General features: G+C 66.1%; 15 protein-coding genes, 1 tRNA gene and 1 pseudogene. 12 read left to right on the forward strand and 5 right to left on the reverse strand.

The features are described 5' to 3' along the window. The first annotated feature begins 74 nt into the window (after positions 1-74). From KF910_RS01350 to KF910_RS01385, 8 genes are all read left to right on the forward strand, one after another. On the forward strand, positions 75-1,868 hold the full coding sequence (locus tag KF910_RS01350; RefSeq protein ID WP_292258409.1) for a tetratricopeptide repeat protein: 1,794 nt from the start codon (positions 75-77) through the stop codon (positions 1,866-1,868). A gap of 54 nt (positions 1,869-1,922) precedes the next feature. Then, positions 1,923-2,357: a hypothetical protein gene (locus KF910_RS01355; protein ID WP_292258410.1), complete on the forward strand. Its 435-nt coding sequence runs from the start codon at positions 1,923-1,925 to the stop codon at positions 2,355-2,357. Then, positions 2,354-2,554, forward strand: coding sequence for a hypothetical protein (locus KF910_RS01360; RefSeq protein WP_292258411.1), 201 nt, complete (start codon positions 2,354-2,356; stop codon positions 2,552-2,554). The genes KF910_RS01355 and KF910_RS01360 overlap by 4 nt, the downstream gene beginning before the upstream one ends. 64 nt (positions 2,555-2,618) lie before the next feature. Beyond that, a complete protein-coding gene (locus KF910_RS01365; RefSeq protein WP_292258412.1) occupies positions 2,619-3,488 on the forward strand; it encodes an AAA family ATPase in 870 nt (289 codons plus the stop codon). Between the two features lie 81 nt (positions 3,489-3,569). Further along, positions 3,570-4,424, forward strand: coding sequence for a methyltransferase type 11 (locus tag KF910_RS01370; protein WP_292258413.1), 855 nt, complete (start codon positions 3,570-3,572; stop codon positions 4,422-4,424). Between the two features lie 143 nt (positions 4,425-4,567). Beyond that, the gene (locus KF910_RS01375) at positions 4,568-5,161 is read left to right on the forward strand and encodes an HD family hydrolase (RefSeq protein ID WP_292258517.1); all 594 of its coding nucleotides are present in this window, start codon (positions 4,568-4,570) and stop codon (positions 5,159-5,161) included. 1 nt (position 5,162) lies between these two features. Continuing rightward, on the forward strand, positions 5,163-6,092 hold the full coding sequence (locus tag KF910_RS01380; RefSeq protein ID WP_292258414.1) for an NUDIX hydrolase: 930 nt from the start codon (positions 5,163-5,165) through the stop codon (positions 6,090-6,092). A 78-nt stretch (positions 6,093-6,170) separates the two neighbouring features. After that, positions 6,171-6,260: transfer RNA gene (locus KF910_RS01385), tRNA-Ser, on the forward strand. On the opposite strand, the gene KF910_RS01390 is transcribed toward KF910_RS01385, so the two are convergent. After that, positions 6,222-7,547: a recombinase family protein gene (locus KF910_RS01390; protein WP_292258415.1), complete on the reverse strand. Its 1,326-nt coding sequence runs from the start codon at positions 7,545-7,547 to the stop codon at positions 6,222-6,224. The genes KF910_RS01385 and KF910_RS01390 overlap by 39 nt on opposite strands. Positions 7,548-7,917: 370 nt before the next feature. Here KF910_RS01390 and KF910_RS01395 point away from each other — a divergent pair, with 370 nt between their 5' ends. The 4 genes from KF910_RS01395 to KF910_RS01410 all read left to right on the forward strand — a co-directional run bounded on the left by KF910_RS01395 (position 7,918) and on the right by KF910_RS01410 (position 10,242). Further along, complete coding sequence (locus KF910_RS01395; protein WP_292258416.1) at positions 7,918-8,223, forward strand: helix-turn-helix domain-containing protein; 306 nt, start codon at positions 7,918-7,920, stop codon at positions 8,221-8,223. A 212-nt stretch (positions 8,224-8,435) separates the two neighbouring features. Next, on the forward strand, positions 8,436-8,744 hold the full coding sequence (locus KF910_RS01400) for a DUF1778 domain-containing protein (protein ID WP_292258417.1): 309 nt from the start codon (positions 8,436-8,438) through the stop codon (positions 8,742-8,744). Continuing rightward, positions 8,732-9,262 (forward strand): GNAT family N-acetyltransferase, encoded by a 531-nt coding sequence (locus KF910_RS01405; protein WP_292258418.1) that lies wholly within the window; start codon positions 8,732-8,734, stop codon positions 9,260-9,262. Before KF910_RS01400 ends, KF910_RS01405 begins: the two co-directional genes overlap by 13 nt. A gap of 14 nt (positions 9,263-9,276) precedes the next feature. Beyond that, positions 9,277-10,242: a hypothetical protein gene (locus KF910_RS01410; protein WP_292258419.1), complete on the forward strand. Its 966-nt coding sequence runs from the start codon at positions 9,277-9,279 to the stop codon at positions 10,240-10,242. A gap of 233 nt (positions 10,243-10,475) precedes the next feature. Here the strand turns inward: KF910_RS01410 and KF910_RS01415 are convergent. From KF910_RS01415 to KF910_RS01430, 4 genes and pseudogenes are all read right to left on the reverse strand, one after another. Then, positions 10,476-10,628, reverse strand: a pseudogene (locus tag KF910_RS01415) (IS5/IS1182 family transposase); the annotation flags it as partial. A 14-nt stretch (positions 10,629-10,642) separates the two neighbouring features. Next, entirely contained in the window at positions 10,643-10,807 is a 165-nt protein-coding gene (locus KF910_RS01420; protein ID WP_416354668.1) for a transposase, read from the reverse strand. 44 nt (positions 10,808-10,851) lie between these two features. Next, a complete protein-coding gene (locus KF910_RS01425) occupies positions 10,852-11,388 on the reverse strand; it encodes a cation transporter (RefSeq protein ID WP_292258420.1) in 537 nt (178 codons plus the stop codon). Next, positions 11,385-14,603: an efflux RND transporter permease subunit gene (locus tag KF910_RS01430; RefSeq protein ID WP_292258421.1), complete on the reverse strand. Its 3,219-nt coding sequence runs from the start codon at positions 14,601-14,603 to the stop codon at positions 11,385-11,387. Before KF910_RS01430 ends, KF910_RS01425 begins: the two co-directional genes overlap by 4 nt. Positions 14,604-14,614 lie beyond the last annotated feature (11 nt).

Below are 14,614 nucleotides of genomic sequence, written 5' to 3' on the forward strand. Positions count from 1 at the left end.
AACAGACGTGGTTAACCATGTCTTGTGATGTGGCCTTTCAGCATGGGGCGTCGCCGCCCCTGTCCGAGTCCCCGATGGCCGTTTCCCCCGCCTCCACCGAACTGGTCCACGCCGTCCGCCCCGCCGCCGAAGGTTCGGCCGGGGACGCGGCCTCGCCGGAGGCCCTGCGCCGCATCTCGCACGCCCTGGCCGACGCCGGGCGCGGCCGGGTCACGATCCAGCGCAAGGGGCTGGAGAAGCTGAAGGCCGCCCTGGCCGCAGTGCGGACCCACGACTACCAGAAGGGCGCGGCCCGCTGTCTTGAGGCGCTGCAGCTGGACGAGCGCAACGGCCTGGCCTGGCATGTCCTGGCCATCTGTCGCGAGAAGAGCGGCGATTTCGCCCAGGCCCTGACCGCCTATGAGGCGGCGCTGAAGCTGCTGCCGGACGAGACGGAGGTGGCGCACGATCTGGCGCGGCTGGCCCAGAGGCTGGGCTATCTGGAGATCGCCGAAAAGCTGCTGACCAAATATCTCGCCGCCAATCCGGGACATGTCGAGGCGACGAACAACTTGGCCTGCGTCCTGCGCGACGCCCAGCGCTATGGCGACGCCGTCCAGGTGCTGCGCGACATGATCGCCATCGAACCCGGCGACGCCATCCTGTGGAACACCCTGGGGACAGTCTTGAGCGACCAGGGCGACATGCGGACGGCCCTGACCTTCTACGAGGAGGCGCTGAGGCTGGACCCCGGCCTGGCCAAGGCCCGTTACAACCGGGCCAATGCGCGCCAGCCCCTGGGCGACCAGGAGGGGGCGCTGGAAGACCTGATCGCGGCCCACGCCGGGGCCGAGCCCGGCTATGAGCAGGCCATGATGACCATGGCGCGGGCCCTGCTGCTGATGGGCATGGGGAGAATAGCCGAGGGATTCGACGCCTATGAGGCCCGGCTGGACCCCGCCATGCCCGAGGCTCTGAGGGTGGTGGTCGAGGCGCCGCGCTGGCGGCCCGCCGAGATGGACATCCGGGGACGACGCCTGCTGGTGGTCGGGGAACAGGGCATCGCCGACGAGATGGTGTTCGGCGCCTGCCTGGCCGACGCGATCCAGGCCGTGGGGCCTGAAGGCCGGGTCTATGTCGCCGTCGATCCGCGCATGGTCGACATGTTCCAGCGTACCTTCCCCGCCGCCGTGGTCGGGGCGCACCGGTCGGCGCGGCTGGAGGGGCGGCTGACGCGCATCTGCCCCTTCGTGGATGATCTGCCGGACGCGGAAAGGCCGGACGCCTGGACGCCGATGGGCAGTCTGCTGGCCGTCTACCGCCGCTCCCTCGCGGATTTTCCGAGCGGTCGAGGCTATCTGAAGCCGGATCCGGCGCGGGTCGAACACTGGCGTCGCGAACTGGCGGCCCTGGGACCGGAACTGAAGGTCGGCCTGCACTGGAAGAGCCTGGTGCTGGACGGCTCCAGGGCGCGGTATTTCTCCGGTTTCGACGGCTGGAAGCCGGTGCTGACGACGCCCGGTTGCCGGATGATCAACCTGCAGTGCGGCGACACGGCCCAGGACCTGGCCCAGGCCGAGGCCGAGGGACTGACGATCTGGACCCCGCCGATCAACCTGAAGGACGATCTGGAGGACCTGGCGGCCCTGTCCCAGGCCTGCGATGTGGTGGTGGGGCCTGGCATCGCTGGGATCAACCTGGCCGCCGCGACCGGGGCCGAGGCCTGGATCATCCATGCGCCCGACGACTGGCACCTGCTGGGCGGCGACCGCTACGCCTTCTATCCGCAGGCGCGCACCTTCCCGACCGGGGGGTTCGACGGCTGGCCCGGCGCCATCCAGGCGGTGCGCGAGGCGCTGGATCAGCGGGTCGCACAAAGGACCGCCTAGCGCGGGAACGCCGAATGATCTCGGGACGTTGCTTCCAGGAACAGGAGCGACGCCATGGCCGATCTCGACGACGGGCGCGACGAACAGGATCAGTCCGAGGTCTTTGACGAGACCCATTTGGATGACGACGGCGACGGCGGCCTGGTTCTGGACGAGGCCGACCCGGTGCTGGACGTCACCCAGGCCGACGGCGACGCGGATACCGAGGATTTCGACGAGGACGACATCGACCTGGACGAAACCCTGGCTCTGGACGGGGTTGAGGCCGAGGCGGACGCCCTTCTGGGCCTCGATGCGACGCTCCGTTCGGAAATAGACGCCGAGAGCGCCGGCGGCCGCGGCCAGGACGAGGTCGAACTGGTCTACACCGGACTGATGCGCAACGTCCGGGGGGCTCAGGCCAGCGCGGCCCACTGGGAGGCCAAGCGCCTGTCCGACGACGACATCACCGACCTGGGCTACGGCCCTGACCAGGAGCAGAACCCATGACCACCGCCCCCACCGCCAAGGACGACTGCGACACCGAGGCCCCGCACGCCCGCCGCGCCCCGCGCGAGACCGGCAAGCCGGACCAGTTGAAGGACAAGGCCGAAGCGGCCGAGGACCGTCAGGAAGCCCTGATCGACGAGGGGGTGGAAGAGAGCTTTCCCGCCAGCGATCCGGTTTCGGTCAAACGGATCACCTGATCATTGTTAAGTCCCGCCGTCCTGGGTTAGGGCAAAGGCAAGCCACAACCCAGGAACGGTCCGGATGCAGGATGCGCCAAGGCGGTTCGAAGGAACCGCGGACTATATCGCCACCGACGATCTGAAGATCGCCGTCAACGCCGCCGTGACCCTGGAACGGCCGCTGCTGATCAAGGGTGAGCCGGGCACGGGCAAGACCGTCCTGGCCTATGAGATCGCGGCGGCCCTGGGCGCCCCCCTGATCACCTGGCACGTCAAATCCACCACCAAGGCCCATAACGGGCTTTACGAATACGATGCGGTCAATCGACTGCGCGACAGCCAGCTGGGCGAGGAGCGGGCGCGCGAGGTGCGCAACTATCTGCGGCCCGGAAAGCTGTGGGAGGCCTTCACCGCCCCGACCCGCCCGGTCCTGCTGATCGACGAGATCGACAAGGCGGACATCGAGTTCCCCAACGACCTGCTGCAGGAACTCGACCGCATGGAGTTCTACGTCCAGGAGACGAACGAGACCATCCGCGCCGAGCGCCGGCCCATCGTCATCATCACCTCGAACAACGAGAAGGAACTGCCCGACGCCTTCCTGCGCCGCTGTTTCTTCCACTACATCCGTTTCCCGGACGACGAGACGATGAAGGCCATCGTCGAGGTGCATTTTCCCGGCATCAAGCCGCGGCTGGTGGGGCAGGCGCTGAAGACCTTCTACGCCCTGCGCGATACGCCGGGCCTGAAGAAGAAGCCCTCGACCTCGGAACTGCTGGACTGGCTGAAGCTGCTGCTGGCCGACGACATCGATCCGGAGGCCCTGCGCCAGGACGCGGCCGGGGCGATCCCGCCCCTGCATGGCGCCCTGTTGAAGAACGAGCAGGACGTGCATCTGTTCGAACGGCTGGCCTTCCTGCACCGCCGCGACGGCGTCCGGCCGGGAAGCTGAGCGAAACTGGGGCGCGAGGGTGGCCGGCGGTTACTGCGATTTCACTGGCGTTCGCGCGCTGAAGGCTCAGGATGCATAACGATGAGACCGACCGTCGCGACCCGTTCGATCCTGCCGCTGCTGCTGATGACGGCCGCCCTGGGCGCCTGCAAGGAGCCCAGCGTCCGCATTTCGACCACCCATACCGACGATGATGACAAGGGCGGCGTCCTGAAGGTCATCGACGCCCTGCAATGCCCCCAGACCCAGGGCGTGCTCACCCGCAAGGGCTCGGCCATCGCCGGCGGCGCCGTCTGCACCTACACAGGCCCGAAGGGCGCGGAGGTCAGCCTGCATCTGGTCATGCTGGACGGCCAGCCCTCGTCGGAGGTGCTGAAGACCTTCGAGCGGCAGCTGGCGGAAAACATGGCGCGTTCCGACAACGCTCCCGACGCCGACGAGCAGGCGGCCGAGGCCAGGGCCATCCAGGCCGAGGCGAACGCCGCACAGGCCAAGGCTGAAGACGCAGCCGCAACTGCAGCCGCAGCATCAGATGTGGCCATAGACGCGAATGGCGACCGGGCGCGCGTGCGTCTGCCCGGCATCAGCATCGACGCCCAGGGCGACAGCGCCCGGGTGCGGATCGGCGGGCTGAACATCCGCGCCGACGACTCCAGCGGCGTGGTCGATCTGCGCTCCGACGACGAGACCGTCCGCATCAACGCCAGCAGCAACGGCGCCGAGGTCCGCACCCGGCGCAACGGCGACGCCACCCGGTCCTCCTGGACCTTCAGCGACAGCCGCGGCTCGGACCAGGGCTGGCGGGTGGTGGGCTATGAGGCGCGCGGCCCCATGGGCGGCCCCATCGTCGTGGCCGCGATCCGGGTCAAGGAACGCGAGCAGGACGCGGTGTTCGAGGCGGCCAAGGCCCTGGTCACCCTGAACGTCGGCCGCTGATCGTCCACGGTTCCGGCGCCGGCAGGCCTTGATCCCGCCGGCCGGATGGGTCACCTGACCTGCCCGAGCCCAGGACCCCGACATTGGCCGACACCCCGACGAAGACCGCCGCCCGTTCCAAGCCGCCCCGCGCCTGGCAGCGCATGCTGTCCGGCCGACGCCTGGACCTGCTGGACCCTTCGCCGTTCGACATCGAGGTCGAGGACATCGCCCATGGCCTGGCCCGCGTGGCGCGCTGGAACGGCCAGACCATCGGCGAACACGCCTTCTCCGTGGCCCAGCACAGTGTGGTGGTCGAGGAGATCGCCGCCCACATCAAGCCGGGCCTGGACCCGAAATGGCGGCTGGCGGCCCTGCTGCACGACGCCTCGGAATATGTGATCGGCGACATGATCTCGCCGTTCAAGTCGGCGCTGGGCGTCAACTACAAGGCCTTCGAGGCGCGGCTGGAGGGGGCGATCCATGTCCGTTTCGGCCTGCCGCCCAAGACGCCGACCCCGATCAAGGCCCTGATCAAGAAGGCCGACAAGGCCTGCGCCTTCTTCGAGGCGACCCAGCTGGCGGGGTTTTCGAAGAAGGAGGCCCTGGGCTTCTTCGGATCGCCGCCGCCCGGCTACGACCTGGTGATCGACCCCCTGCCCCCGGCCCAGGCCCAGGAACGGTATCTGGAGCGCTATCGGGTTCTGGCGGGCGCGGTCGGCCTGATCCCGCCCGCCGACGCCTGGCACACCGAATAGGATGGGGCCCGAGGGCGACAGCGCGGGCGTCCGGATCGGCCTTTCGGCCGTGGTCATGGCGCTGGAGGGGCGCCACGCCGTCGTTCTGACCACGGGCGGCGAGGGCGAGGCCGCCCTGCCCTTCGGTCCCTTCGACCCGGCGCACGACCGCACCTTCGAACTGGCCCTGCGCGCCTTCGTGACGGCCCAGACAGGGTTCAGGCTGGGCTTTGTCGAGCAACTCTACACCTTCGGCGACCTGGCGCGCGCCTCGCCCCGCGCGACCCCCGGACCGGACCGCATGCGCGAGGTCTCGGTCGGCTATCTGGCCCTGACGCGCGCGGCGGCCGAGACCGCCGGCGCCCGCTGGACGCCGGTATTCGACATCTTTCCTTGGGAAGACCGCCGGACCTCGGACCCGGCCCTGACGGATCGCATCGCGGCGGGCCTGACCGCCTGGGCCGGCGCCGAGCCGCGACGCCTGGCGCGGGTCCAGACCCTGTTCGCCCTGGGTCCCGGTCTGCGCTGGAACGAGGAACGGGTGCTGGACCGCTATGAGCTGCTGTATGAGGCCGGACTGGTCGCCGAGGCGGCCCGCGACCGGGACGAGCCCGCTCCGGCGCCCCTGGGTCGCGCCATGGCCTCGGATCACCGCCGCATCCTGGCCACCGGCCTGGGCCGGCTGCGCAGCAAGCTGAAATACCGTCCGGTCCTGTTCGACCTGGCCCCCGAGACCTTTACCCTGTTCGAACTTCAGGCCGCCGCCGAGGCGGTTTCGGGCCTGACCCTGCACAAGCAGAATTTCAGGCGGGGCGTCGATCGTTCGGGCCTGGCGGCGCCGACGGGCGTCATGTCGGCTACCGGCGGACGCCCCGCCGAACTGTTCCGCTTCGCCGCCCCCGATCCCCGACAGGCGCCGATGGGCGGCCTGCCTCTGCCGACCTTGCGATAATTTTTCACCGCCCGCTTGCGGCATCGCCCGGACGCCCGTAGAGAAGCCGTCCTTCAACCAAGCCTTCTACGGCCTCGCGGAGAGGTGGCAGAGTGGTTGAATGTACCGCACTCGAAATGCGGCGTGCCTTTACGGGTACCGGGGGTTCGAATCCCCCCCTCTCCGCCACTCTCGAACAGAACTCTGAACCGGGGGTAGCCCCCCGTTCTCGGGGTGGGAAGCCTCAGCGATGGCATCATCAGGGCCTTGGATCACGATTTCATCCGAGCCGACATCGACTCGCGTGACCAAGGCCTGAACATAGCGGCGGCGGACTTGGGGCGGCGCATCCATCAGGTTCCGCCGCAGCTTTTCGGCCAGTTGCGTGGCCTGATCTTTGTCAATCGGCATCAAACCCTGTTTCAGCTTGGACGATTTCAGGCGGATGATCGAGGTCAGCCGCTCTTTCTCGTTTTCCAAGTCGATCTGATTGCGACGGACAGTTTCCGACTCCATCAACGTTCCCTTGAGAACGGCCTTCACCAATCGATCCAGTTCCTTGTCGACCTGAATGAGCGAGGCCTTGGCTCCCTCCAGCTCCTGGGCCAGGGCGCCGTCTCCATTACGACGGCGCTCCGCAACTGCGTTTGTCAGGTTCTTCACCCTTTCAGGCGTGAGAACGCTTGCGGCGACGGCGTTCAGGACGCGCTCGTCCAGGTCTTCGCGGCGGACTCGTTGGGGTTCCGCGCAGGCCGTTTCGCCTTTGTTGGCGCGGCCTGAGCAGACAGAGTAGCTGTAAACCTTGCCTGTTCGGCTGGTGCCGGTGCCCGCCGTCATCGCTGAGCCGCAGCAGCGGCAGTGAACGATGCCGCCCAGCATGACGTCGCTCGTAGTCGTCCGAGGCGGCTGACGATCAGGACAGCGTTCACGCAGGCGAAGCTGGGTTTCCTCAAATTCTTCTTCGGTCACCAGGGGAGGAGCCGGGCTGTATACCCACTCGCTACGGGCACGTTCGACGCCGGTTCGGGTGTTGACCTTATTCATATAGACTCGGCCAACGTAGGCCTCGTTCGTCAGAATGCGATGAACCGTGCTGGCGTGCCAGAGGCCTCCGCTTCGACTTTTGTAACCGTGCCGGTTGAGATAGTCACAGATGCCAACCGCACCCAACGGATGCCCTTCACCGTCGCCTTCACGATGGAGGCGGAAGATGAGGCAGACGGTGGGCGCCCATTTGGGGTCTTCCGCCAAGCGCTTCTTCGTTTTGTCGCCGAAGGTCTCCTCACACGGAACCGACATGTAGCCGATCGGCGGCTTGCCGCCGTTCCAGTAGCCCTGTTTGGCGTTTTCGATTCGGGTCCGCTGGACGTGCTTGGACGTTTCTCGGCTCGACTGTTCGTTGAACATCCCGATTAGCGCCCGCATCATCCAGCCGGTTTCGCCCTCGATGTTCTCGGTCAGGGAGATCACCTGCACGCCGTGACGCTCCACTTGAGCATACGGTCAAGGGACGGAGAATTCGGCGAACGGCCTTCACCGACCACGAGGGGCATCCCGAAAACGGGGCAAAGGGTTGGGATCACAACCGCAGAAAGCGGCAGGTCGAACGCAAGGCCAAGCCGGTCAGCGCGCTTCCTGGCACGTTGCCAAACCGCCCATTCCGGTTGTTCCCGGCTCCGGCGACGCAGATAGCCGCGCATATAGGCCGAGTTGCAGCCAGCGCAGGCCTGACGGTTCTTAGGTGTCCCGTGATCCGGACAAAGAGCAGGAAGAGGGATATGATGGGACACTAGCACCCCCATAAATGCATGGTGCTTTTTTGCATCGATAGGACTAATTGTCAACTATGCCTGCAAAGCAGACTGCGCTTCAGCATGACGTCGTCGTCTCACCCGCCCAGCTTCGCGCCGCGCGTGGTTTGCTGAATTGGTCCGTCTCCCAACTGGCGGAAGCGACCGGCTTGGCGATGAACACCGTCCGCAAGGCGGAGAACGCGCGGGATTACATGTCGGTCTATAAGCCCAACGCGCAGCTTCTTCGGAAAACCCTGGAAGACGAAGGCGTGGTTTTCATCGACGCCGATGATATGGGGGCGGGTGCGCGACTTCGCGATCCGGTTGAACCGCAGGGATCGCGGCGTTCGGTAAGCTGAGTCCTTCATTGCCGAGCAGATCGTGGTCACAGGCTACGTGGCGGGTTGGCGGACATCATCAAGGTCGATGAAGCGAAGCCTGGTACGCGGCGGCTTTAGCCCAGCAGAATGGGCGTTTTGGCCCCAACACCACACCTCTTTGTATTGACAACGTGAATACGAAGGCTCACTTTTCAGCGATGGCGCAAAACCACTTTCGATCTTCGGGAGGATTGGAAACCGCGACCCTCGTCGCCAAAAAGCGCGGGCCTGCCGTGGATGCGAAGGGCAACATCAACCTGCGCATCGAGAGCCAGACCCGACAACTTATCGACGACGCCGCCGCGATCCTCGGCAAGACGCGAACGGAGTTCATGATCGAGACCGCCCGGCGGCAGGCGATCGACGTGCTGCTCGACCAGCGCCTGTTCGTGCTCGATTCCGGGCAGTACGACGCCTTCGTGCACGCGCTCGACAATCCCCCGGCACCCGGACCCAAGCTGCGGTCGCTTCTGCGCCGAACGCCAGCATGGCGGACCTAGACGAGGCTGCGGAACGCCCCGAAGCTGGACTCTCGGCACCCGTTCCCCTGACCGCCGACCATAACGTTTCGGGTTTCGATTGCGGCGAGCCCGCCCTGAACGACTGGCTTCGTCACCGAGCCTTAAAGAACGAAAGCCGATTCTCGCGCACCTATGTCGTCTGCGAGAGCAACCGGGCGGTCGGCTATTTCTGCATATCGGCAGGTGCCGTGGAACGGACGGCGGCACCCGGCAAGGTGCGGCGCAACGCGCCTGACACGGTGCCGGTTTCGGTGATCGGACGCTTAGCCGTGAGCCGCGACCATGCGGGCAAGGGGCTTGGCGCCGATCTCCTGTCAGATGCCCTGCGACGCATCGCCATCGCCTCGCAGACCGTCGGGATCGCGGCGGTCTTGGTGCACGCGAAAGACGAGGCGGCCAAGCGTTTCTACATGCGATGCGCCGAGTTCGTCGAATATCCCGAGGACAGCCGCACCCTGTTTCTCCCGATCGAAACCGTGGTCGCGGCCTTCAGCTAGACGGAGACCAATTCATGGGCGAAGCCAAGCGGAAGAAGCAACGGCGAAAGCAGGCGTGGCCGGAAGACCATGACTATTTCGGCACGGTCGAACTTCATATGCTGCCGGCTGCCCCGGCCATAAACGGCGCCCGAATCCGCGAGTTGACCGGCGACGAGTCGATCCCGGACGCCGATGTGGTGCTTGAGGCGTTCCGGGCCGTTGCGGGCGACCGGACATTCCATGTTGGCTTTTGCCTGGGCGACGACTCTGGGGTCAGCGCCATCGGCATCGCCGTCATCGAACGCCTGATGATGGAGGCCCCTGACGCGCCCCTTCATGTCGTCCCCGTGGTCCATCAGGACATCGCCTGGGCTATGGTCCTCCGGCATCTGCGCAGCTTCAGGGGAAAGGCGCTGCTGTTCGTTTTCCCGGATTCAGACCTCTACGATGCCGGCACGGCGGAGAAGTACTATTCCAAGGCGATCGAACTGTTCGACAACAAGGGTATGCCGCTCGGCCGCCTGACAAGCGCGCAACGCCAAGCGATCCGCGAACAGAAGGCGGCGATCCTCAACCGTCCGCCTCCGCCGAAATTCTACCCGGCGGCGGTTGAGCAGGAGGACTCGCCCTGGATTTTCCGGCTCGTTACCCCGGCGGGCAAGGCAATCCGAACCGCCGTCTGGAACGGACGCCGACACTATGAACACCTGTGTCCTCCCGACGTCGCGCGCTGGGTCGGCGGCGATCGGATCGCGGTCGTCCAAGTGGACAGCCCGGTCGGGGTCAACCGTCGGTCATCCCTCGACCTCACCCACTTTCTCGCAAAGAACTACGACGGCGTCGTCCACTGGGCGCGTGATACGGAGACCTTCCAGTCGATCCTCAAGTCGTTCGTCCGGCTCGATCTGGAGTCAGTCTCGCCGCCGGAGTTGGCCGACGGCTGGTCGCCGGACGTGACTTTCCTCCTGGCCAATGAGGGAACGAGCGAAGAAGGTTAAATACAAGACCGCCCTGCGGCATCTATTCCATCAATGGCGCAGGGCACCGGTCTTTTAAAGACGCGAGGCGCGCACCTGAAACCCTGCCCATCGGCGAGACCAAGGATAGAGACCAGGGCGGGCGAGTGGCAGGATCATCTGACTTCGCCTTCCTCGGTCAGTTTGGTCGTTCGGGCGTCTTGTAGAATCTCTACGCCGCCCTTCACCGCGATCGCCGCAACTAGGGTCCGGACTCATTTGGTCCATAGTGTGATGGCGGCGACGATGCAGAGGCCTGCGAGGTAGTTTCGAGCAGTCTTGTCGTATCGGGTGGCGATGGCCCGGAAGTCCTTAAGGCGGCAGAAGGCGCGTTCGACGGCGTTGCGGAGCCTGTAAGCGACAGGATCGAACGGGTGGCGGTTCACGCGGTTGGCAGAGCCCGCCAGCGACAGCCCTCGCGCAGTCGATGCACGATCCCCGAGATCACCCGCCGATCATCCACACGCCGCTTGCCCGTGTAGACCTTGGGAATGTGCGGCTCGATCACCGCCCACTGCGCGTCCGACAGCCAGAAATGATCCGCCATGTCCAAGCCTCCTCAGAAGCTTGAATCACAGCCCCCACTTCAACTCAATTGGGTACAGACCCTAGGACGCCGACGACTAGGTCGGGCCAGGCCTGGTCCAACCACATGACCAGCGCGCCAGCGACCAGGATGCCACCGTTGGCCGCGAAGTCGTTGAGGCTGAAGGTCTCGGCCGCCTTCATGTTCACGTCGTCACTGCGTTGGCGGCGGATCAATTCCAAGCAGACGAGGTTGATGATCGCCGCCACTACAGCCAAGCCCATCATGGTCCAGCCGATCGGTTCCGTGCCGAACCACCAGCGCCGGCCGGCGTCGATCAGGACGCCGGCCGCAAAGACGAGCAGCATGACGCCGGAGAAGCGGGCAGCGCCCTGCTTCCAGACCAAGGCGCGACCCACCGCAAGGAAGCTGATGAGGTAGACGGCCGCGTCCGAGGCATTGTCCAACGCATTGGCGATCAGGGCGCTGGAATCGGCGGCGAGGCCACCGATCCCAAGCACCACGAACAATAGGGCGTTGAGGGCGAAGACGATCAGAAGCGTGCGCTTCTGGATTTGTGGTGATCCGTGCGACCCGCTCACAGACCCTCCTCCCGGACGCGGGGCCGCATGACACGCGCGGCGAAGGTCGGCACCACCAGCAAGGTCAGGACGGTCGCCGTCATCAGGCCGCCGATGACCACGGTGGCGAGCGGCTTTTGCACCTCCGCCCCCGCCCCGTGCGCCAAGGCCATGGGGATGAAGCCGACGATGGCGACCAGGGCCGTGGTCAAGACCGCGCGCAGGCGGCTGGCGGCCCCTTGGATCGCCGCCTCGTAGGGAGCTAGGCCGGCGTCCAGTCGTTCGCGAATGGCTTGCATCAGCACCAACCCGTTCAGGGTCGCGACACCAGAGACGGCGATGAAGCCGACCGCCGCAGAGACCGAGAACGGCATGCCTCTCAAGAACAATGAGAGGGCGCCGCCGACCAAGGCCAACGGCACGCAGGCGAACACCAGTCCCGCCTCCTTGAAGGAGCCAAGCGCCATGAACAGCAGCGCGCCGATCATCAGGAAGACCATCGGCACGACCAGCCCTAGGCGCTGTTCCGCCCGTTGCAGGTTTTCGAACTGGCCGCCCCAATCGAGCCTGACGCCTGTGGGCAGGGCGATGGGCTCCACCTGTCGCTGGGCTTCGGCGACAAAGCCTCCCAGATCGCGGCCGCGCACATTGGCCTGAACGACCACGCGGCGGCTGCCGTCGTTTCGGCTGATCTGGTTCGGTCCTTCAGACACCTGGATACGGGCGACCGAGGACAGGGGCACGGTGACGCCGGCAGACGACACGATCGGCAGAGCCGCCAGAGTGGCAGGATCATCGCGCATGACCTCGGGCAAGCGGACCACGACGTCGAAGCGGCGATCTCCCTCGAACACTTGGCCGGCTTCAGCGCCGCCGATAGCGGCCGAAACCGCTTCCGAGACATCCGCAGCCGCCAAGCCGTAGTTGGCCGCTGCGAAGCGGTCGACGCTGATGGTCAGGGTCGGCAGGCCGGAGGTCTGCTCCACCCGCACGTCGGCGGCGCCGTCGGTTTGCCGCAAGGCGTTCGCCACCTGATTGGCGACATCGTTCAGCACCTCGAAGTCGTCGCCATAGACCATCACAGCCAGATCAGTGCGGACGCCCGAGATCAGCTCGTTGAAGCGGAGTTCTATGGGCTGGCTGAACTCGAAGGCGTTGCCGATCTGGAGCGACGCGATCTCCTCGATGCGCTCGATCAGGTCTTCCTTGGGGAGGTTCGGATCAGGCCAGTCGCGCCGATCTTTGAGAATGATCACGGCGTCGGAGATATTGGGCGGCATCGGGTCCACAGCCGCCTCGGCCGTGCCGGTGCGCGAGAACATGGTCTCGACTTCCGGCTGGGCGGTGATGGCCCGCTCCAAAGCCATCTGCATGGCCAAGGACTGCTCCAGCGAGGCGGAGGGCACCCGCAGCGCCTGCATAGCGATGTCGCCCTCATCCAGGGTCGGAACGAATTCACGCCCCAGGGTGGAGAAGGCGAGCAAACCGACGACGAGCGCTGCTAGGGCCGAAATTAGCACCGTGCGGGGCCGCGCCACAGCGCGGCGGATGACCGGCTCGACGCGTTGGCGCACCCAGCGGATGATGCGGGTCTCATGCTCCAAAGCGCGCCCCTCGGCGTCCAGATGGATCGCCTTGGGTTCGCGCACCAACAGCGCCGCCATGGCGGGGACGAAGGTGAAGGAGAAGATGAAGGCCCCGGCGAGCGCCAGCATCACAGTCGCGGCCATGGGAATGAAGGTCTTGCCCTCGACGCCTTCCAACAGCAGCAGCGGGGTGAACACCAGAAGAATGATCAACTGGCCGAAGGCGGCGGGCCGCACCATCTTGCGCGCAGCGGCGGCGGCGACGTGAAGCCGCTCAATCCGGGTCAGGGCGCGGCCGAGTTCGACCCGCTTCTGCGACAGCATCAGAAGCGTGCTCTCGATGACGATGACCGCGCCGTCGACCAGAAGGCCGAAGTCCAGCGCGCCCAGGCTCATCAGGTTTCCGCTGATGCCGAACTGGTTCATGCCGATGACCGCGAACAGGAAACTGATCGGGATCATCAGGGCCGTGATCGCCGCCGCCCGGATGTTACCGAGGAGCAGGAACAGGACGGCGATGACCAAAAGGGCTCCTTCGGTCAAGTTGGTGGCTACCGTCTTGATGGTGGCGTTCACCAGGGCGCTGCGGTCCAGAACCGTCACCGCCTCGATCCCAGGCGGCAGAGTCGGCCGAATCTGCTCCAGTCGCTCGCCCGCCGCCTGGGCGACCGTGCGACTGTTGCCTCCGGCGATCATCAGAGCAGTGCCCAGAACCGCTTCATGCCCGTCGCGGGTGGCCCCGCCCAGGCGGGGAGCCTGACCGATCTCGACCGTCGCCACGTCGGCCACGCGCACCACCAGCCCGCCACGGTTGACCACGGGCGCCTGGGCCAGGTCCTCCACGGTCGAGGCCAGGGCGTCCGTGCGGACGGTCAGGGCCTCACCCCCGCGTTGCACATAGCCAGCGCCAGCCTGGGTGTTGGCGCGATCCAGCGCCTGGATCAGATCGTTGAGACTCAGTCCGTAGGCAGACAGTCGAGCCGGGTCTGGTCGAACCGCATATTCCTTCACATAGCCGCCGACCGTATCGACACCGGCCAACCCCGCAGCGGTGCGCATCTGCGGCGCGATGATCCAATCCTGAACCGTGCGCAGATAGGTGGCTCGCGCCGCTGGCGTGGTCAGCAATTCACCTTCGGGCGTCAGATAGGCACCACCCGCCTGCCAACCGGGCTGGCCGGGGCGTGCGAGGTTGGCGGTGTTGAATGGCAAGTAATCGACCGTCCACATCAGCACTTCGCCGAGACCCGTGGTGATCGGGGCCATGGCGGGCTCTACGCCTTCGGGCATGGCTTCGCGCGCGGCCGCCAGCCGTTCGGCCACCTGCTGGCGGGCGAAGTAGATGTCGGTGCGATCGGTGAAGATGACCGTCACTTGGCTGAAGCCGTTGCGGCTCAACGACCGGGTCGAGGTCAGGCCGGGGATGCCTGCCATGGCGGTCTCGATCGGATAGGTCACCTGCCGTTCGATCTGCTCTGGCGCGAGCGCCGGAGCGACCGTGGTGACCTGCACCTGCCGGTTGGTGATGTCGGGCACGGCGTCGATGGGCAGTTGCGTCAGGTTATAGAGGCCGACAGCGGCGACCAGGGCGGTGATGACGACGACGGCCCAGCGGAACCGGACGGACGCCTCGATGATGAGTTTGAACATGGCCCCGAATT

The sequence above is a fragment of the Brevundimonas sp. genome (assembly GCF_019636155.1).
In the GTDB taxonomy this organism is placed as follows: domain Bacteria; phylum Pseudomonadota; class Alphaproteobacteria; order Caulobacterales; family Caulobacteraceae; genus Brevundimonas.

What these genes read in the sequence shown, in the direction of transcription:
- KF910_RS01350 (WP_292258409.1), top strand. Translation starts at nt 75, where the DNA reads ATGGCCGTTTCCCCCGCCTCCACCGAACTGGTCCACGCCGTCCGCCCC.
- KF910_RS01355 (WP_292258410.1), top strand. Translation starts at nt 1,923, where the DNA reads ATGGCCGATCTCGACGACGGGCGCGACGAACAGGATCAGTCCGAGGTC.
- KF910_RS01360 (WP_292258411.1), top strand. Translation starts at nt 2,354, where the DNA reads ATGACCACCGCCCCCACCGCCAAGGACGACTGCGACACCGAGGCCCCG.
- KF910_RS01365 (WP_292258412.1), top strand. Translation starts at nt 2,619, where the DNA reads ATGCAGGATGCGCCAAGGCGGTTCGAAGGAACCGCGGACTATATCGCC.
- KF910_RS01370 (WP_292258413.1), top strand. Translation starts at nt 3,570, where the DNA reads ATGAGACCGACCGTCGCGACCCGTTCGATCCTGCCGCTGCTGCTGATG.
- KF910_RS01375 (WP_292258517.1), top strand. Translation starts at nt 4,568, where the DNA reads ATGCTGTCCGGCCGACGCCTGGACCTGCTGGACCCTTCGCCGTTCGAC.
- KF910_RS01380 (WP_292258414.1), top strand. Translation starts at nt 5,163, where the DNA reads ATGGGGCCCGAGGGCGACAGCGCGGGCGTCCGGATCGGCCTTTCGGCC.
- KF910_RS01395 (WP_292258416.1), top strand. Translation starts at nt 7,918, where the DNA reads ATGCCTGCAAAGCAGACTGCGCTTCAGCATGACGTCGTCGTCTCACCC.
- KF910_RS01405 (WP_292258418.1), top strand. Translation starts at nt 8,732, where the DNA reads ATGGCGGACCTAGACGAGGCTGCGGAACGCCCCGAAGCTGGACTCTCG.
- KF910_RS01410 (WP_292258419.1), top strand. Translation starts at nt 9,277, where the DNA reads ATGGGCGAAGCCAAGCGGAAGAAGCAACGGCGAAAGCAGGCGTGGCCG.
- KF910_RS01420 (WP_416354668.1), bottom strand. Translation starts at nt 10,807, where the DNA reads ATGGCGGATCATTTCTGGCTGTCGGACGCGCAGTGGGCGGTGATCGAG.
- KF910_RS01430 (WP_292258421.1), bottom strand. Translation starts at nt 14,603, where the DNA reads ATGTTCAAACTCATCATCGAGGCGTCCGTCCGGTTCCGCTGGGCCGTC.